This is a genomic window from Venatoribacter cucullus, assembly GCF_016132445.1.
In the GTDB taxonomy this organism is placed as follows: Bacteria; Pseudomonadota; Gammaproteobacteria; order Pseudomonadales; family Oceanobacteraceae; genus Venatoribacter; species Venatoribacter cucullus.
Genome location: NZ_CP046056.1, coordinates 399966 through 418000 on the forward strand (window position 1 = coordinate 399966; position 18035 = coordinate 418000).

Genomic DNA, 18035 nt, shown 5'->3' on the forward strand with positions numbered 1-18035 from the left:
GCCATCAATTAAACTGCCGTACGCTCATTATAGACCGGCTTATGACCCAGGCTTTTTTATTAACCAGCCATTGGCAGGATACCGCCACTGACACGCAACTGACGTTCTGGTGGCTGACGCCGGAAGGGCCGGTACGGCAGCAGCTGCAACACCCTTCGGTGTGTTTTATTCCGCTATCAGACCAGCCGCGCGCCAGCAGCATTGCCGCCACGCTCGGCTGGCCGGTAGTGATCCGGCCAGTGCCTTTGCAACATTTTGATGGCACTGCTGCGGCTGCCTGTTATTTACCGACGGGTTACGTTTACCGCTGGCGCGATGTGCTGCAGGAGCAGGGCATACCTTGCCGTGAAACCGATATCCGCCCCACCGATCGTTATTTGATGGAGCGTTTTGTGTATGGCGCGGCGGTATTGCACGGTGATTTGCAACCGGATCCGCAGCGCAATTTTTACCACTGCCAGGCAGGCAAAATCCGCTCGCCCTCGGGCCCCGACTGGCGCCCGCCACTGCGCTGTCTGTCGCTGGATATTGAAACCTCCTTCCCCCGCCGCGGCCAACCCGACCGGTTATTTTCCGTGGGGCTGTACGCCGATGATTGTCAGCGCGTACTGATGCTGGGCGAGCCTGATGCCAGCACCCCGACATTGCAATTTTTTGCCGATGAACCGGCGTTATTACAGGCATTGCTGCAGCAACTGGCCGACTATGATCCGGATGTGATCATGGGCTGGAATATCGTGCAGTTTGATTTTGAATTTCTGCGCCGTAAATTCCAGCAGCACCATATTCCGTTTACCCTGGGCCGTGATGGTTCGGAACTGGAATGGCGGCAAAGCCGCAGCAATCCTGAACGTATTTTTTTAGCCATCGCCGGGCGGGTGGTGCTGGATGGTATTGATCTGCTGCGCAATGCCACCTACCAGTTTGAAAGTTTCGCGCTTAATGATGTGGCCCAGCATTTTCTCGGTGAGCAGAAATTATTAACCGGTGCCGATCGCGGCGGTGATATTGAGCAATTGTTTCTTCACGATAAACCGGCACTGGCGGCCTATAACCTGAAAGACTGCCAGCTGGTATGGCAGATTTTTGCCCGTGCCGGGTTGCTGGAATTTGCCATCGAACGTGCGCGCATGACCGGTCTGACGCTGGACCGTAACGGCGGCTCAGTGGCGGCGTTTGAAAACCTGTATCTGCCGCGCCTGCACCGGGCCGGTTTTGTGGCACCGGATATCGGCGATGGTTACAGCGCGGAAAAAAGCCCGGGCGGCTATGTGATGAATTCGCGGCCCGGTTTGTTTGAGCATGTCCTGGTGCTGGATTTTAAAAGCCTGTATCCCTCGATTATCCGCACTTTTTGCATTGACCCGATGGGGCTGGTGGAAGGCATGCGCTTACCAGCGGCCACCGATCACAGCGTGGTGCCGGGTTTTTTCGGCGGCCGTTTTCACCCGCAGCGGCATATTTTGCCGGCATTAATCCGCCAGCTGGGCGACAAGCGCGAGCAGGCCAAACAAGCTGGCAATAAAGCCCTGAGTCAGGCCATTAAAGTGATTATGGCGTCCTGCTATGGCGTGCTGGGTTCGGAGGGCTGCCGTTTTTACGATACGCGTTTATCCGCCTCGATTACCAAGCGCGGGCACGAGATTATTCAGCGCAGTTCGCAGTGGCTTCAGCAGCAGGGGTATGACGTTATTTACGGTGATACCGACTCGGTATTTGTGTGGCTGAAAACCTCGGTCAGCGATGAGCAGGCCGACCGCATTGGCCGGCAGCTGGTGCAGGGATTAAATGCCTGGTGGGCGGCCACACTGCAGCGCGAATTTGGCATCATCAGTTATCTGGAAATGGAATACGAAACCCATTACCGGCGCTTTTTTATGCCATCCATTCGCGGCGCCGAAGAGGGCAGTAAAAAACGCTATGCCGGGTTAATTGTCGATGCCCGCGGCGAACCTCAGATGGTGTTTAAAGGGCTGGAAACAGTACGCAGTGACTGGACCCCGCTGGCGCGTAATTTTCAGAAAGAGCTGTACCGGCGTATTTTTCTCCAGCAGCCCTACGCCCAATGGCTGCGCGATGAAGTTAAGGCTCTACTGGCCGGCGAGCGCGATGAGCAGCTGGTCTACCGTAAGCGCTTACGCCAGCCACTCAGTGCGTATCAGAAAAATATTCCGCCCCACGCGCAGGCTGCGGCCAAGCTGGAACAATGGCTGCAGCTGAAAGGGCTGCCGTCCCGTTTCGGTCAGCGCGGCGGGCGGATTGAGTACCGCATGACCCTAAACGGCCCGGAACCGCTGTGGCCCGATGGCAGCGTCGGGGCGGCGGTGGATTACGGGCATTATCTGGAGAAACAATTGCGGCCACTGGCCGAAGCGATTTTTCATTTTATCGGCGAGGATTTTGCCGACCTCGCCGGTTTGCAGTTGTCGTTATTCTGAGACGTCCTGTAATAAGCCAATGGTATCCGGCATGTGCAGCACCAGATACACCAGAATGCCCAGCCAGAATACCGTACCAATACTGAACACCACTTTGGACACGGTGCGGAATTTATCTTCCCGTGGCTGAATGCCTTTTAAACGCATGGTGAGCTGGGTGGTGAAATTCACTGAGGCAATGTTAACCAGCAGCAGCGCTAAGGCGCCCAGCGCCAGCTGCCAATTCTGAATGCCCAGCATAATCCCCAGGGTTACTGTGGGCGGTAATAACGCCACCGCCACCATCACGCCCACCAGTACGGAAGAGACGCCGGTGGTAATTGATAAGGCGGCTGCGGCCCCGGAGGCCAGCGCCAGCGCCAGACTGCTGAGGCCAACATGGGTACGGCTCATCAGTTCGCTGGTTAAGTCGATGTTGGGTGACACCACCCCGATGCCAATCGAAATAACCAGCGCCAGTAGTAAGCCGGCCAGCAGGGTGCGCAGGGATTTGCGTACTTCTTTGATGTGGCCCAGGGTTGTGGCCAGCGACAGTGCCAGGTTCGGCCCCAGCAGTGGTGCAATCACCATGGCGCCGATAATCACCGCGACGTTATTTTCCATCAGGCCAATGGCGGCCACCACGGTGGATAAAAACACCAGCATCAGATAGTGCCCGTCCAGCTGGCTTTCCGCCGACAGCTGGTTGTACAGCGATTCGCGGGTGAGACTGGCTTTTTTGGTGCTGTCGTTGGGCAGGGATAATTCCAGCGGATACACCAGCACGCGGAAATTATTTTTGCCCGACATCAGCTCCTGCAGCTGATCCATCACCTTCTGCGATTTTTCGTTGCTGAGCAGGATTTTGATCACCGACTGATTGTCGCGCTGACCACTGATCCAGACATCACTGACTTCATTGCGTTTGGCCAGCCGCAGCACGTCGTCTTCCAGGGAAGCGGGGGATACAACTTCGATAATTTGCATGGTGTTTCCGGGGCAGATAAGTACGACGCCCAGTATAGATGTTTTTTTACAAAATCCGCCCCATCCATGCCGGAGCCATACCCAAGGCAATGACCGTCCGTTAAAATGCCGGCCTTTCCCGAGATGGCCGTGGCCTGTTATGAACCCCAATTCCGTTGCCCGTCTGCGTTTGCAGGAACTGGCCAAAGCGCGCCGGCCGTTTCTCGCCCGCGGCAGTAAAACGCAGCGCTGTGAGCAGTGTTTGCTGGCGCAGGCCAATTGTCTGTGTGCACAGCGGCCGCAGCCGGGTGGGCGTTGCGCGGTGTTGTTTATCATGTACCACGGCGAGGTGTTCAAACCGAGCAATACCGGCCGCTTAATTGCCGATGTGGTGGCCGATAACCACGCCTTTCAGTGGGACCGTACTCAGCATGATCCTGCCTTGCTGACGCTGCTGGCCGATCCGCGCTACCAGCCCATCGTGATTTTTCCGCACCAGTACGCCGAGCCGGAGCGCTGTATTGATTCACCACAGCAGCTGCCGGAGGTGGTCAGCGGGGCGAAAATTCCGTTGTTCGTGTTTCTGGATGGCACCTGGCGTGAGGCCAAAAAGATATTCCGCAGCCCTTACCTGCAGGGGCTGCCGGTGCTGGGCATTCAGCCGCAGCAGGCGTCGGCCTATCAGTTGCGCGAAGCGGCGCATCTGCATCAGCTGTGCACCGCCGAAGTAGGGGTGGAGGTGCTGAAACTGGCCGGTGATACCGACGCGGCCACGACTCTGAATGAGTACTTTGCGTTGTTCCGTGAGCGCTATTTATTGGGCAAAGCCAACATCAACCTACCGCCGCAGCGGCAGCTGAGTGAGCTGTTCGGGGCCGGCCATGATGGCGATTATCCCATCACTTGATTAAGCTGCCGCCAGCCCTCATATTGGCTGTCATCATTTTACTGAGGCCTGTTGCCTTGTTCCATTCAGTGTTGACCCCTCGTACGGTTCTGCTGCGCTTGCTGCTGTTGTGGCTGGCGTTGTCTGCGCTGCCGGCGGTGGCGGTGCAGAATGTACAGGGCATTCTGGCCAGTCCGGAACAGAGTTTTGAGGCGGCGCTGGAGCAACGGACGGCCGCCTGTTTCCGCCAGATCTGGGCGGACAGCCGTGACGAACGGTTGGATGACTCATCTTCCGATAGCGCCGCTTTACCATCGTTATGGGTGACGATAACGCCGGCCGGGTATCAACCGGTTTGCATTCCCCCTGCTGTTCCTCTTACCGCGATTGAGCGACGGCTGCCGCCCGCTCAAGCACCGCCTTACGCCTGATTTTCCGTCGTTTTTTTATTCATTTTTTTACGGCGCATCTGTGTGTGCCGGACGAGGAAATCAGTATGCAATCCCTGACCAAACGGGCCGTGGTGTACGGCCTGTGTTTAGTGCTCGGCCTGCTGGCCGTGCTGCCCAACGTCTTACCTGAGCGCATCGCGCAACAACTGCCGGACTGGTACAGCCAACAGACGCTGTCACTGGGGCTGGACCTGCGCGGTGGCTCGCAACTGCTGCTGGCATTAGACGAAACCACCTTGTTGCAGCAGGAACATCAACGCCTGGCCGATGAAGCGGCACGACTGCTGCGCGAACAACGCATCGGTCATGGCCCAATCAGCGTCAGCGACCGTCAGTTCAGTGTGCCGCTGCGCGATAGCCAGCGCGCTCAGGAAGCCGTGCAGCTGTTACAGCCGGTGCTGGAGCAGGGCACGCTGAGCCGTGCCTTCAGCATCAGTGCCGAGGGCTCTCGGGTACTGGTGGCGGCTACCGATAGTCACCGCAAGGCGCTGCTGGACGATGCCGTCGAGCGCAGCCTGGAAGTGGTGCGCCGCCGGCTGGATGAAAGCGGCCTGGTAGAACCCAGCATTACCCGTCAGGGCCGTGACAGCATTCTGGTGCAGATGCCGGGGGTGGAAGACCCGGCGCAGATCCGCGCGCTGCTGGGCACCACGGCGCAGCTGAATTTTCATTGGGTGGCCGACAGCCGCAGCAACGCGGCCCGAATCCAGCGCCCGCTGGCGGATGGCAGCCAAACCCTGTGGCTGGAGCGTGAAGTGGCCATGGCCGGCGAGCATGTGCGCGACGCGCAGCTGGGCTTTAACGCCGAGTCCGGCCAGCCGGTGGTGAACTTCCGTCTCGATTCGGCCGGCACTCGCATTTTTGGTGACCTGACCCAGGCCAACGTCGGCCGCGCACTGGCCATTGTGCTGGATAACCGGGTGATTACCGCGCCGGTGATCCGCTCGGTGATTGCCGGTGGCCAGGGAGAAATCAGCGGCGCGTTTACCAGTAAAGAAGCCTCAGAAGTGGCGCTGCTGCTGCGCTCCGGCGCCTTGCCGGCGCCGCTGGACGTGGTGGAAGAGCGCACCATCGGCCCCGATCTGGGCAGCGATGCCATCAGCATGGGCCTGACCACCGGGTTGCTGGGTGCCGCACTGGTACTGGCCTTTATGCTGCTGGCCTATGGTCGCTGGGGCTTGCTGGCCAGCGTAACGCTGAGCCTGAACGTCATGCTGATCTTTGCCGTGCTGACGGTGCTGGGGGCTACGCTGACTCTGCCGGGCATTGCCGGTCTGATCCTCACCATCGGTATGGCGGTGGACGCCAATATTCTGATTAACGAACGCATCCGCGAAGAAAGCCGCAATGGCCGCTCGCCGCAGCTGGCGTTAAAGCTGGGCTTCGATCGCGCCTACCGCACCATTGTCGATGCCAACGTCACCACATTGATTGCCGTGGGGCTGTTGTTTTTATTCGGTACCGGTCCGGTGCGGGGCTTTGCCGTCACCATCGGTATCGGTTTGCTCACCTCGATGTTCACGGCGATTGCGGTAACCCGCTTACTGCTGGAACTGGGGCAGCGCCGCCGGCCGCAGGCGCTGGCGGAATTACCGCTGCAACGCTGGCTGCAGCGGTTAACGCAAAAACCGCTGAATATTATGCGCGGGCGGGTGCTGGGGCTGGGGTTGTCGGTGCTGTTGTCGGTGGCATCGCTGGTGTTACTGGTGCAGCCCGGGCTGAATTACGGCATTGATTTCCGTGGCGGTACGCTGCTGGAAACCCATTTGCCACAAGTGCCGACCGACCAGTTGCGTGATGTGCTGGAGCAGCAGGGTTTCAGCCAGATCAGCCTGCAGGAGCTGGGCGGTGCTGGCGAATATTTGCTGCGTTTGCCGTTGGCGGCGGAAGGCGGCCATGCGCTGGCCGACGCGGTTAAAAGCAGTCTGCAGGCCCAGTGGCCGGAGGCTGAATTTCCACGCCTGGAAATGGTGGGGGCGAAAGTCAGCGGTCAGTTTGCCGATGTTACCATTCTGGCAGTACTGCTCGCCGTGACCGGGATGCTGGGCTATTTATGGCTGCGTTTTGAATCGCATTTTGCGCTGGCGGCCACCTTAACGGTGCTGCTGGATGTGACCAAAACCATCGGCTTTTTTGTGCTCACCGGTCTGGATTTTAATTTAACCGCCGTGGCAGCATTGCTGGCGCTGATCGGGTATTCGGTCAACGATAAAGTGGTGGTGTTCGACCGCGTGCGTGAAACGCTTCGTGCGCAGCCCGGCATGGATTGGCCGCAGGTGCTGAACGACAGCATTACCGCAACCTTAAGCCGTACCGTATTTACCTCGGTGACCACGGCACTGGCGTTGTTGCCGATGGCCATTGCCGGCGGTGCCGCAGTGGCCAGTTTTGCCCAGCCGATGCTGTTTGGCGTGGTGGTGGGAACCCTGTCGTCGATCTTTGTGGCCTCATCCATCCTCTATTATCTGGGCCAGCGCCGGCAGCGCTTGGGATTGGCGCAGCTGCGTCCGACGGATGAGGAAATTCAGCAGCAATTAAAGCTGATTCCATAAACACATTGGCAATAACACGGGCCTGTAACAGGCCCATTCAGGAGAGATGTGATGGTGTGGTTCATGTTGGTGGCCGGTCTGGTGCTGCTGATTATCGGAGCGGACGTGCTGGTGCGTGGTGCTGCGCGGCTGGCCGCTGCGTTTGGGGTGCCGGCACTGGTGATCGGTTTGACGGTGGTGGCGTTCGGCACCAGCGCACCCGAACTGGCGGTGAGCGTTAAATCATCCTTTGCCGGACAGGCGGAGCTGGCCATCGCCAATGTGGTCGGCAGCAATATTTTTAACGTGTTATTTATTCTGGGGTTGTCGGCGCTGGTCGCCCCGCTGGTGGTGTCGCAGCAACTGATCCGTCAGGACGTTCCCATCATGGTCGGCCTGTCGGCGCTGGTGGTGCTGATGACACTGGATGGCATGATCGGCCGGCTGGAAGCGTTAGTACTGGTTACCGGATTACTGCTGTATACCGTTTTTCTGTTTTATCAGGGACGTAAGAATAATGCGGCTGAGGCGGATGCAGGCAGCGACGCGGAGCCGGCTGCGCCGCTGTGGCAAAACCTGTTGCTGGTGGTGGGTGGTCTGGCCTTGCTGGTGCTGGGGTCACGCTGGTTGGTGGACAGTGCGGTCAGTATTGCTGCCTCATTTGGTGTCAGTGAAGCCGTGATAGGACTGACCATTATTGCTGCGGGTACATCATTACCGGAAGTCATGACCTCGGTCATGGCGACCCTTAAAGGTGAGCGCGATATCGCGGTTGGTAACGTGGTAGGCAGTAACGTTTTTAATATTCTGTGTGTGCTGGGGGTATCCGGACTGGTATCGCCGCAACCGCTGGTAGCCGGTGAACAATTATCCGGTATTGATATTCCGGTGATGCTGGCCGTAGCAGCCTTGTGTTTACCGCTGTTTTTTACCGGTGCTTTGCTTCACCGCAGCGAAGGGGCGGTATTTCTGTTGCTGTATCTGGCGTATGTGGGTTACATGGTGACGCTGGCAACCGCATCGCCATACAACGGTTTGCTGTTGCAAATCATCAGTTTCGGCTTATTGCCGCTGGTGGGATTATTCGTACTGCTAACGCTGGCGCATGATCTGCGCCAGCGTCGCAACGCTTAAATAACCCCAGGGAGCCTCTGGATAACTCTGCACAGCTCTGCGCGAGTCTTTCAGAGGCTCCCTAGCACTTTCCGCAGATGGTCATTTAATAAACGACCCTGCGGGTCCATTTCCTGACGTACCTTTAAGAAATCACCAAAACGCTCATAACGTGCGGCAAATTCTTTGGCGCTGAGGGTGTGAATTTTTCCCCAGTGCGGACGGCCATCGTATTTCCAGAAAATCGGCTCAATCGCCGCGAAGTATTTTTTATAATCCTTGTCATGGAAATTATGACAGCTGATGGCAAAACCATCGCGTTTATAAAACGGACTTAACCAGAAATCATCGGCCTGAATATAACGGGCTTCGATGGGGAAAATCACCGGGATTTTTTCTTTCTTAATGGTGGCCAGAATCTCGCGTAGACATTGCGGGCCGACTTCGGCGGGTACGCTGTATTCCATTTCGTTAAACAGAATATCGCGCAGATTACCGAAAATTTCGTGCGAGGCGCCGTAGCGGGTTTCCGGCTCGACGGTGCTGGCTCCGTAGTTCACCAGCCAGCTGCGTGCAAAAGGCACATAGTCGATCACATTCGACATCATGCGGAAGGCTTCATAGGCATCGCCGCTGGGCGGCGGTACGTCGGCAGGAATCTCGGCCGGATCAATTTTATCCAGTGAAATACCCAGCATGTAATCGCTGTGTGGCAGCGCATACATTTCATAATGGCGGTGCTGACGGCTCAGTTCGGCGGCGCGTTCCAGGCCTTCTTCTGCCGACATCATCCAGCTGTGTTCTTTGAGGTAATACGCCGGATCGGCCTGAATGCGGGCGCGGGTCATAATGCCCAGTGCGCCGAGGTGATTGCCACCGGCCCAGAATAAATCGCTGTTTTTATCCGGGCTGCAGTCAACGATGTCACCGCTGGTACTGGCAAAGCGCATCTGCCGCAGGTGTGTGGACAGGGTGCCAAGTTCGCGTCCGGTGCCGTGGGTCGAGGTGGCAATGGCGCCGGCAAATGACTGACTGTCGATGTCCGACATGTTGATGGTGGACAGACCCTGTTCCCACAGGCTTTTACCCAGCTGCGACAGGCGTGTACCGCCCAGCACATCGGCCTGACCGGTCGTGGTGTCGACGTTTTCGACGCCGCGCAGACGCGCCAGGGATAACAGTGTCTGGTCGGTGGGAACCAGCGCGCTGAAACTGTGGCCAGAGCCCACGCAGCGGATGGTTTGGTTGGCATTTTTCAGAATATCGAGCAGTTCCGCTTCATTGCGGGGTAACAGCCGCTCATTGGGCTGACAGCTCTGAGTGCCCGACCAGTTACTCCATGGCAGTACACGCTCGCCGTTACGGCCGATAATGCCGGCTTCGGCAACCGGTTTAACGCTGCTGTTGCAACCGCTGGTGACGGTTGTACCGCCGGCAACTAACCCAACCGCACTGAGCTTCAGCAGATTGCGGCGGCTTAACGCAATACGATCAAAATTCATCCTTACTGCTCCCGGCTCATGTAGCGGATGAGATCTTCCAGTTCCTGTGGCCCGCATTCGTTGCAGGTGCCCATGGCCGGCATATTGCCGGTACCCCGGATGGCATTTTCCACCATCTGTGGCAGACCTTTTTTCAGCCAGGGCTGCCAGTCGCGGCTGAAGCTGCGCGGTGCACCGGACACGGCTGCGCCATGACAGGCCTGGCAATAGAGTTCGTACAGTTCGTGGGTGTAGTCATCATCGGCGTGGGCGGCCGGCAGCACAGTGACCAGCAGCAGCGCGGTGAGTGTTTTTCTCATTATTATTGTTCCGTGACTCGATAAAACGGAACGATAGTACAACTTTGCTGGCAGGCAGGAAAAGCAGCCACAGCACATTGGCCGTTCTGGTGGTATGGCATTGGCTGGTCGTGAGGTTGCGGTCTGACAATCAGCGCCCGGAAGTGGCCTGCAGCAGGTAGCGTGATGGCGGCAGTGGCCGGTAAAAGCGCTGCCACAGGCGTTGCTGCAGGAAGCGGTCGATACGTTGCAGCTGTACCTGTTGGGGGGGCAGTGCCGGCAGCGCCGTGCGCAGAAACGCCAGGGTTTCCGGATAGGGATGACCAATTAACACGGCATAGCCACGCTTGCGCGCCCGCGCTACGGCCTGGTCAAACTGGCGCTGCAGCGCCGCCGGGCGGAGGTCGTTATCCAGAAACACATCGCGCTCCAGCGCCGGAATGCCGGCCAGCATGGCCTGTTCCAGCGCCACGCTGTTGGGGTTGGTAAGGCTGTCGACAAAGTACAGACCGGCTGCGGCAATCACCGGCATCAGGGCGGCCATTGCCTCGGTGTTTTGGGTCAGCAGGCTGCCCATGTGGTTATTCACCCCCTGCACATGGGGAATGGCGGCCAGGTTATCGCGCAGAGTTTGCTGCAGGGTGGCGGCGTCCATGTCGGGGTACAAGCCACCGGGGCCAAGTTTGGCGCCCTGTTCGTTGGCCATCGGTGCGTGCAGCAGAATGCCATGGCCTTGCTGGAACGCCTGGCTGGCCAGGCTGCGGGCATGCGGCGTATGGGGCAGAAAGGCCAGGTTCAGCGGGCCGGGCAGGGCCAGGGTTTGCTGGCCCAGCGCACGGTTGTTGCCGACATCATCAATAATCAGCAGCAGCTGGGCGGCTTGGGCACTGCTGCTGAGGCCGAGCCAGAACAGAATACAACGCAGCAATTAAGGTTCCCGGCGGGCCCCCAGAATGGTCAGGCCGCGCAGCAGGGTGTGGGCTTCGTAGAGTTGGAAGTCTTTTTTCAGCAGTTCGCTGCCGGGGTCGGCCACATCGGCATTTTCGGTACCGGCGTCGCTGTCATCGCTTTTGCTGGTGTTGCGCAGGTGGCCGGGCAGGTTGGATTCTTTGTACACGCGCTGCTCCAGCGGCGTGACTTCGCTTTGTTCAATCACAATATCCGGGCGGATGCCCTGAGCCTGAATGGAGCGGCCATTGGGAGTGAAGTAGCGGGCGGTGGTCAGTTTCACCGCGCTGTCTTCGGTGATCGGTAACACACTTTGTACCGAGCCTTTGCCGAACGACTGGGTGCCGACAATTAACGCACGCTGATGGTCCTGCAGGGCGCCGGCGACAATCTCCGACGCCGAGGCTGAGCCGGCGTTAATTAAGACCACCACCGGGACATCGCCGGCCGGGGTGTGGCTGGTGGCTGAATAGCTCACTTCAGAATTGCTGGCGCGGCCTTCGGTATAGACAATCAGGCCGGTGCTGATAAAGGCATCCACCACTTCCACCGCGGCATCCAGAACGCCGCCGGGGTTATTGCGCAGATCCAGAATAATGCCGTTCAGCGGCCTGGATTTATCGCTGTGCCATTGCTCCAGCGCAGCCATTAAATCGGCGCCGGTATTTTCCTGAAACTGGGTAATGCGCACATAGCCAATGCCGTTGCTGAGCATTTCATTGCGGACGCTGGCCACTTTGATTTCGGCCCGGGTGAGGGTGAAGCTGAGCAGGGATTTTTCGCCGGGGCGGCGGATTTCCAGTTCAATATCGGTACCCGGTGCGCCGCGCATTTTTTCCACGGCATCGTTCAGGTTCATGCCCATTACGGCGTCGCCGTCGAGACTGACGATCAGGTCACCGGCGCGGATACCGGCTTGTTGCGCCGGCGTGTCATCAATGGGTGTCACCACCAGAATCAGACCGTCCTGCATGCTCACTTCAATACCCAGGCCACCAAATTTGCCCGAGGTATTTTCCTGCAGATCGGCAAAGGCATCGGCCTGCAGATAGGCCGAATGCGGATCGAGTGAACTGAGCATGCCGTTAATGGCGTATTCAAACAGGGTTTTATCGTCGATTTCTTCCACATACGCGCTGCGGATGCGGTCAAAAATTTCGGTGAAATTACGTAATTCCTGCAGCGGCAGCGGGCCTTCGACAGGACGCTCCGCGGTTGCCGCCGCTGCGTCAGCCGGGTGCTCTTCCGTGGCATTAACCGCCAGCGGCCAGCACAGGCAGCCGAGCACAGCGGGAGCAATAAAATGGCGGAGCAGGGACACAGAATTCAGCATGACAATACCCGGTTCAGATCAACGCCACGCAGCATGGCATAAATTGGTCAGCGTTTCAGCCACAGGGCAGGGTCCTGCGGGCGGCCACGATGACGGATTTCAAAATACAGCGACGCCTCGGTATTACCGCCGCTGCGTCCGGCGCTGCTGATAATGTCGCCCTGGTTCACCCAGCTGCCGACATCGCGCAATAACGCCTGGTTGTGTGCGTACAGGCTCAGGTAGCCCTGGCCGTGGTCAAGAATAAGAATCAGGCCAAAGCCGCGCAGCCAGTCGGCAAACACCACCCGGCCATGATGTACGGCGCGCACATAGTCACCCTCGCGCGCCGCCAGCAGCCAGCCTTCATGGCGGCCGCCGCCATCGCGGCGCTGACTGCCAAAGGCCTGCAGTACTGCTGTGCGTAATGGGGGCGGTAAGCGGCCTTTAAGGCTGCTGATCGGGCGGGCGTCCAGCTGGCGTGGGCTGTTATCGAGCAGGTTGGCGACTTCCGTCAGCAGCTGTTCCAGTCGTTTGCGGTCGGTTTCTTTTTGCTGCAGCCGTTGCTGTTCGGTTTTCATCTCGCCCTGCAGTTTGGCCAGTAACTGCTGTTGTTGCTGTTTGCGCTGTTGCAGTTGGCGGTTGCTGGTAATCAGCTCTTGTTCGCTGCGTTGCAGCTGCTGTTCGCTGGCGGCAATTAAGGCGGCGAGATTATCCAGCCGGGCCAGTTCGGCCAGAATCTGGTTGATGCGTTCAATGCGGGCGCTGTTGAAATAACTGAAGTAGCGCAGCATACGCTGCGCCTGTTGCGGGTCATCCTGGTTCAGCAGCAGTTTCAGCGGGCCTTGCTGGCCCATTTTCTGCGCCGCGCGGATTTGCTCGGCCAGATGCTGACGGTGCTGCTGCTGTAAGTCACGGAGCTGTCCCTGCTCCTGTCGCAGCTTTTTTAGGCGGGCCTGCTCCTCCGTCAGCTGGGTACGGATAGCGTTGATCTGTTTGGTCAGCTCGGCAATTTCGAGGTCGGACTGACGCAGTGCAGCATTCAGCTGGCCGGATTCCTGCTGCGCATTGCGCAACCAGCTTTCCAGTTTGCTGATCTCTGCTTTCAGGGCATCCAGCCGGGCCTGGTCGTCAGCCTGTGCCGGCAGTGCCAGCAGCAGGCAGAGGCCCAGTATTCCTGTGATGGTTTTCATGCTCAGTTGCCGTAACGGACCAGTGGCCGGCCGGTCATTTCGGCTGGCTGCTCCAGCCCCATCATGGTCAGCAGGGTCGGGGCGATGTCGCACAGGCTGCCTTCGCTGAGGCTGACCGGTTCCTGACGGGCATTCACATAAACCAGATTCACCGGGCCGGTGGTGTGCTGAGTCATGGCCTGGCCATTGTCGTCCAGCATTTGCTCGGCGTTGCCGTGGTCGGCGGTGATCAGGCATTCGCCGCCCACTTCCAGCAGCGCGTCGGTAACGCGGCGGATGCATTCGTCGATGCATTCCGCGGCTTTTACGGCGGCTTCGTACACGCCGGTGTGGCCGACCATGTCGCCATTGGCGTAGTTGCACACGATCAGGTCGAACTCGCGGTTTTTAATGGCGGCCACCAGTTTGTCGGTGACTTCCGGCGCGCTCATTTCCGGCTGCAGATCGTAGGTGGCGACGTTGGGGGATTTCACCAGAATGCGGGTTTCGCCCGGGTATTCTTCCTCACGGCCACCGGAAAAGAAGAACGTAACGTGGGCGTATTTCTCGGTTTCAGCAATCCGCAGCTGGGTTAAGCCGAGGTTGGAAACGTATTCGCCGATGCCGTTGCTGAGGGTTTCCGGTGGGAAGGCACAGCTGGCCGGAATGTCGGCGGCGTATTCGGTCAGCATCACGAAGTCGGCCAGTGCTGGCCGCGCCGCGCGCTCAAACCCTTTGAACTCGTCACCACCAACAAAGGCGCGGGTTAATTCACGGGCGCGATCGGGGCGGAAGTTAAAGAAAATAATGCTGTCGCCGTCCTGTACGCGGCCATCGGCGCCTTCAATCACCGTAGCTTTAACGAATTCATCGTTTTCGCCGCGTTCGTAAGCGGCCGCCAGCGCAGCGCTGGCGCTTGGGGCGGTGAACTCGCCTGTGGCCAGGGTCATGGCATCGTAACCGGCCTGTACCCGTTCCCAGCGGTTGTCGCGGTCCATGGAAAAGAAGCGGCCAATCACGGTGGCGATCTGACCATTACCCAGTGCCGCGAAGGTATCTTCAATCAGCTTAATGGACGGCGCGGCAGAGCGCGGCGGCATATCGCGGCCATCAAGAATGGCGTGCACAAACACACGTTGCGCGCCGCGGGCTTTGGCCATCTGCAGCAGCGCCACCAGATGTTCTTCATGGCTGTGCACGCCGCCCGGTGACAGCAGGCCGGTAAAGTGTACAGCGGCGTTATTGGCCACGGCTTTGTCGATGGCGGCACAGAGGGCGGCGTTCTGCTGCAGCTCGCCGTCTTTAATGGCTTTGTTGATGCGGGTGAAGTTCTGATACACCACGCGGCCGGCGCCCAGGTTCATGTGGCCCACTTCAGAGTTGCCCATCTGACCGTCCGGCAGACCGACTGCCTCGCCGGACGTCTGAATCAGCACGTTCGGGTATTGCTGCAGCAGACGATCCCAGGTGGGTGTATTGGCATTGGCAATGGCGTTGTTGGCGGTTTCTTCGCGATAGCCCCAGCCATCGAGAATGATCAGTGCGGTCGGTACAGGACGTGCATTCATGCAATAGAACTCTGAAGGTTGCCGGAATGCCGCCATTGTACCCAAAAAGTGCAGCCTGTGCGCCTGCACGGCGGACGCCGCCCGATTGATTTTTTCAAGCACGGCGATAGTCATGGCCGGGGGCGCTTTGTGGCGGTGGTTCAGGGCGCGGGCAGGCGTTATACTGCCGGCCCTGATTAATCTGACTGAACTGAGTAACTATGGATCGTCTGTTTGAATTTATCGGCAATAACTGGTGGCTGGTGGGCTTGTGGGCCGTGTTTTTACTGGCGTTGCTGCGCGACAACAATCAGCGCAGCGGTAAAACCGTCAGCCCCTCTGAAGCCACGCTGATGATCAATAAAGAAAATGCGCTGGTACTGGATATCCGTGACAAGAAGGATTTCAGTGCCGGTCACCTGGCCAATGCCCTGAATATTCCTTATGCCAATCTGGCTACCCGCCTGGATGAGCTGAGCGCCCACAAAGAGCGGCCGATCATCCTGGTGTGCAAATCCGGCCAGACCGTCACCGTTGCCGGCAAAATGCTGCGTGAAAAAGGCTTTAATGCCGTGCGCATGAGTGGCGGCATGATGGAATGGAACAACCTTAATCTGCCCGTCGTACGCGGCTGAAACCAACAATAAAATACAGGACCGAAATCATGGCCGAGAACCAGCAGCCCCAATTTGCTTTGCAGCGTCTGTACATTAAAGACGCTTCCTTTGAAGCACCGAATTCACCAATGGCGTTCACCAAAGAATGGCAGCCCGAGATCAAACTGGATCTGAACAGCGGCGCCCGCAAGCTGGACGACAGCCATTACGAAGTGTTCATTAAGGTAACCGTTACCGCCACCAACGCCGATGAAACCGCGTTTTTGGTAGAGCTGGTACAGGCCGGCCTGTTCGCCATGGTGAACATTCCGGAAGAGCAGATGAAGCCGATGCTGGGCGCCATGTGCCCGAACATCCTGTTCCCGTACCTGCGCGAAAGCATCGACAGCCTGGTGGTAAAAGGCGGCTTCCCGGCCCTGATGCTGGCGCCGATCAACTTCGATGCCCTGTACCAGCAGCGTGCGGCGCAGGAAGCGGCACAGCAGGCGGAAGCACCGCAAGCGACACACTGATCAGCGTCAGCACTGCGTGCTGAATGCTTGACGGGAGACGGAAGAAGCAAAGGCATGCAAAACGCTCGCTGCGCTTGACGGGAGATGGGAGATGCCAAAAATCGTCCAGCGTCTCCCGTCTCCCGTCTCCCGTCTCCCGTCTCCCGTCTCCCGTCTCCCGTCTCCCGTCTCCCGTCTCCCGTTAAGCGTTCTTCAATACCTAAATAGCTTTCCCGTATCCGTGGCAATATAAAGCCGCCCCTGGGTATCCGTTGTCAGCGCGCGTAAGCGCTCATTCAGTTCACTCAGTAAGCGCTCTTCTGCTACGGCTTCCGTGTCTTGCAGCGTCACCCGATTCAGGTGTTGTAGTTTCAGTGCCCCGGCCAGCAGGTTGCCCTGCCAGTGCGGATGGGCCGCACCGCTGTAACGCAGCAGGGAGCCGGGGGCGATGGAGGGATCGTACATTTTCACCGGATCGGTCATGTCTGGCCGACTGCGTGACTCCCCGACAAACATCGGGTTCCAGTATTCCTTACCCCAGGAAACGACCGGCCAGCCATAATTCTGGCCCGGCTTGATCAGGTTGATTTCATCACCACCGCGTGGCCCATGCTCAATGGCCCAAAGTCTTTTATGCTGCCGGTCGTAAGCCAGCCCCTGTGGGTTACGGTGGCCGTAAGACCAGATCTCCGGCAAGGCGTCTGGCTGATTAAGAAAAGGGTTATCCGCCGGGATGGTGCCGTCGCGCGTCAGGCGCAGAATTTTACCAGCGTGAGAATCCAGTCGCTGTGCCAGCCCCCGCTCCCCGCGATCACCGATACTGAAGAACACATGCTGCTCGTCAAAGGCGATACGGCTGCCAAAATGTTGACCGCTGGCGGTCGCTGAGCGGGTCTTGAGCAGGGTTTGCCAGTTATGCAGTTGTAATGGCTGGCGCTGGATATCCAGTCGGGCGCGGCCTAAGGCGGTGACCGCCTTGCCATTGTCCTGCGGCGCGCTCCAGGTGAAATAAATCCAGCCCCCGGGTTGATAGTCGGGCGGTACGGCAATATCCAGCAGGCCACCCTGGCCGTTAAACCAGACATCCGGGGTGCCGCCTACGGCGGCAAGGTTGCCGCTGGCGGTGTCAAATAATTGCAGGGTTCCGGCGCGTTCGCTGATCAATAGCTGCCCGGAGGCTACAAAGGCCATGCCCCAGGGCTGGTTGAGTTTATCGGTCAGCAGCTGCGGTGCCGGTGCGGCTTGCAGCCCTCCGGTAAACAGGGTAGCAATCAGCAACAACAGAGTTTTCATGGCAGCCTCCGTAGGTTATTGGCCCCCAGCATAGCCCAACTGGCGCCAGCCTTCGTACACCATCACCGCCACGGCGTTGGACAGGTTCATACTGCGCGACTGCGGCAGCATCGGCAGGCGCAACCAGCGTGAATGTGGTATCTGCAGACGGATATCCTCTGGCAGTCCGCGGGTTTCCGGACCAAACAGCAAATAATCCCCGGCCTGGAACTGTGCTGCTGAGTGGGTAGTGCTGCCTTTGGTTGTCAGGGCGAAAATCCTCTCTGGTTGCTGACTTGCGACAAAGTCTGCAAAGTTTGGGTATTGGCGTATGTGGGTGAATTCGGAATAATCCAGCCCGGCGCGGCGCAGGCTTTTTTCATCCATGCTGAACCCCAGCGGTTCAATCAGATGCAACTGGCAGCCGGTGTTGGCGCATAAACGGATAATATTGCCGGTGTTGGGCGGTATTTCCGGTTCGAACAGTACAATATTGAACATTCATACTCCTGGCAGACTAACGGACAAGAA

General features: G+C 58.4%; 16 protein-coding genes. 7 read left to right on the forward strand and 9 right to left on the reverse strand.

The window, feature by feature from the left end:
- Window positions 1-41 precede the first annotated feature (41 nt).
- On the forward strand, window positions 42-2438 hold the full coding sequence (locus tag GJQ55_RS02005) for a DNA polymerase II (RefSeq protein ID WP_228345846.1): 2397 nt from the start codon (window positions 42-44) through the stop codon (window positions 2436-2438).
- Here GJQ55_RS02005 and GJQ55_RS02010 read toward each other — a convergent pair.
- Entirely contained in the window at window positions 2430-3404 is a 975-nt protein-coding gene (locus tag GJQ55_RS02010) for a TIGR00341 family protein (protein WP_228345847.1), read from the reverse strand. The two genes, GJQ55_RS02005 and GJQ55_RS02010, sit on opposite strands and share 9 nt — an antisense overlap.
- A 139-nt stretch (window positions 3405-3543) precedes the next feature.
- Here GJQ55_RS02010 and GJQ55_RS02015 point away from each other — a divergent pair, with 139 nt between their 5' ends.
- The 4 genes from GJQ55_RS02015 (at window position 3544) to GJQ55_RS02030 (ending at window position 8386) form a co-directional block, all read left to right on the forward strand.
- Window positions 3544-4290: a tRNA-uridine aminocarboxypropyltransferase gene (locus GJQ55_RS02015; protein ID WP_228345848.1), complete on the forward strand. Its 747-nt coding sequence runs from the start codon at window positions 3544-3546 to the stop codon at window positions 4288-4290.
- Window positions 4287-4700, forward strand: a complete 414-nt coding sequence (locus GJQ55_RS02020) for a hypothetical protein (RefSeq protein ID WP_228345849.1) — start codon at window positions 4287-4289, stop codon at window positions 4698-4700. Before GJQ55_RS02015 ends, GJQ55_RS02020 begins: the two co-directional genes overlap by 4 nt.
- Window positions 4701-4765: 65 nt before the next feature.
- Entirely contained in the window at window positions 4766-7273 is a 2508-nt protein-coding gene (gene secD, locus GJQ55_RS02025) for a protein translocase subunit SecD (RefSeq protein ID WP_228345850.1), read from the forward strand.
- Window positions 7274-7324: 51 nt separating this feature from the next.
- Window positions 7325-8386, forward strand: coding sequence for a calcium/sodium antiporter (locus GJQ55_RS02030; RefSeq protein ID WP_228345851.1), 1062 nt, complete (start codon window positions 7325-7327; stop codon window positions 8384-8386).
- A gap of 50 nt (window positions 8387-8436) precedes the next feature.
- Here GJQ55_RS02030 and GJQ55_RS02035 read toward each other — a convergent pair whose 3' ends face one another.
- The 6 genes from GJQ55_RS02035 to gpmI form a co-directional block, all read right to left on the reverse strand.
- A complete protein-coding gene (locus tag GJQ55_RS02035; protein ID WP_228345852.1) occupies window positions 8437-9867 on the reverse strand; it encodes a D-arabinono-1,4-lactone oxidase in 1431 nt (476 codons plus the stop codon).
- A 2-nt stretch (window positions 9868-9869) separates the two neighbouring features.
- Window positions 9870-10166 carry a c-type cytochrome gene (locus GJQ55_RS02040; protein ID WP_228345853.1) on the reverse strand — a complete coding sequence of 99 codons (297 nt, stop codon included), beginning with the start codon at window positions 10164-10166 and terminating at the stop codon, window positions 9870-9872.
- Window positions 10167-10296: 130 nt separating this feature from the next.
- Window positions 10297-11073 (reverse strand): divergent polysaccharide deacetylase family protein, encoded by a 777-nt coding sequence (locus GJQ55_RS02045; protein WP_228345854.1) that lies wholly within the window; start codon window positions 11071-11073, stop codon window positions 10297-10299.
- Entirely contained in the window at window positions 11074-12426 is a 1353-nt protein-coding gene (locus GJQ55_RS02050; RefSeq protein WP_228345855.1) for a S41 family peptidase, read from the reverse strand.
- 47 nt (window positions 12427-12473) lie between these two features.
- Window positions 12474-13598, reverse strand: coding sequence for a murein hydrolase activator EnvC family protein (locus GJQ55_RS02055; protein ID WP_228345856.1), 1125 nt, complete (start codon window positions 13596-13598; stop codon window positions 12474-12476).
- Between the two features lie 2 nt (window positions 13599-13600).
- Window positions 13601-15145, reverse strand: a complete 1545-nt coding sequence (gene gpmI, locus GJQ55_RS02060; protein ID WP_228345857.1) for a 2,3-bisphosphoglycerate-independent phosphoglycerate mutase — start codon at window positions 15143-15145, stop codon at window positions 13601-13603.
- A gap of 200 nt (window positions 15146-15345) precedes the next feature.
- On the opposite strand from gpmI, the gene GJQ55_RS02065 reads away from it, so the two are divergent.
- Window positions 15346-15759, forward strand: coding sequence for a rhodanese-like domain-containing protein (locus tag GJQ55_RS02065; protein WP_228345858.1), 414 nt, complete (start codon window positions 15346-15348; stop codon window positions 15757-15759).
- A gap of 29 nt (window positions 15760-15788) precedes the next feature.
- The gene (gene secB, locus GJQ55_RS02070) at window positions 15789-16253 is read left to right on the forward strand and encodes a protein-export chaperone SecB (protein ID WP_228345859.1); all 465 of its coding nucleotides are present in this window, start codon (window positions 15789-15791) and stop codon (window positions 16251-16253) included.
- A gap of 192 nt (window positions 16254-16445) precedes the next feature.
- On the opposite strand, the gene GJQ55_RS02075 is transcribed toward secB, so the two are convergent.
- The gene (locus tag GJQ55_RS02075) at window positions 16446-17525 is read right to left on the reverse strand and encodes a PQQ-dependent sugar dehydrogenase (protein WP_228345860.1); all 1080 of its coding nucleotides are present in this window, start codon (window positions 17523-17525) and stop codon (window positions 16446-16448) included.
- A gap of 15 nt (window positions 17526-17540) precedes the next feature.
- Window positions 17541-18005: a tRNA (uridine(34)/cytosine(34)/5-carboxymethylaminomethyluridine(34)-2'-O)-methyltransferase TrmL gene (gene trmL, locus GJQ55_RS02080; protein ID WP_228345861.1), complete on the reverse strand. Its 465-nt coding sequence runs from the start codon at window positions 18003-18005 to the stop codon at window positions 17541-17543.
- Between the last annotated feature and the right edge of the window lie 30 nt (window positions 18006-18035).

Coding starts and splice junctions, on each gene's coding strand:
- GJQ55_RS02005 (WP_228345846.1), top strand. CDS start 42: ATGACCCAGGCTTTTTTATTAACCAGCCATTGGCAGGATACCGCCACT.
- GJQ55_RS02010 (WP_228345847.1), bottom strand. CDS start 3,404: ATGCAAATTATCGAAGTTGTATCCCCCGCTTCCCTGGAAGACGACGTG.
- GJQ55_RS02015 (WP_228345848.1), top strand. CDS start 3,544: ATGAACCCCAATTCCGTTGCCCGTCTGCGTTTGCAGGAACTGGCCAAA.
- secD (WP_228345850.1), top strand. CDS start 4,766: ATGCAATCCCTGACCAAACGGGCCGTGGTGTACGGCCTGTGTTTAGTG.
- GJQ55_RS02030 (WP_228345851.1), top strand. CDS start 7,325: ATGGTGTGGTTCATGTTGGTGGCCGGTCTGGTGCTGCTGATTATCGGA.
- GJQ55_RS02035 (WP_228345852.1), bottom strand. CDS start 9,867: ATGAATTTTGATCGTATTGCGTTAAGCCGCCGCAATCTGCTGAAGCTC.
- GJQ55_RS02040 (WP_228345853.1), bottom strand. CDS start 10,166: ATGAGAAAAACACTCACCGCGCTGCTGCTGGTCACTGTGCTGCCGGCC.
- GJQ55_RS02050 (WP_228345855.1), bottom strand. CDS start 12,426: ATGCTGAATTCTGTGTCCCTGCTCCGCCATTTTATTGCTCCCGCTGTG.
- GJQ55_RS02055 (WP_228345856.1), bottom strand. CDS start 13,598: ATGAAAACCATCACAGGAATACTGGGCCTCTGCCTGCTGCTGGCACTG.
- gpmI (WP_228345857.1), bottom strand. CDS start 15,145: ATGAATGCACGTCCTGTACCGACCGCACTGATCATTCTCGATGGCTGG.
- GJQ55_RS02065 (WP_228345858.1), top strand. CDS start 15,346: ATGGATCGTCTGTTTGAATTTATCGGCAATAACTGGTGGCTGGTGGGC.
- secB (WP_228345859.1), top strand. CDS start 15,789: ATGGCCGAGAACCAGCAGCCCCAATTTGCTTTGCAGCGTCTGTACATT.
- GJQ55_RS02075 (WP_228345860.1), bottom strand. CDS start 17,525: ATGAAAACTCTGTTGTTGCTGATTGCTACCCTGTTTACCGGAGGGCTG.
- trmL (WP_228345861.1), bottom strand. CDS start 18,005: ATGTTCAATATTGTACTGTTCGAACCGGAAATACCGCCCAACACCGGC.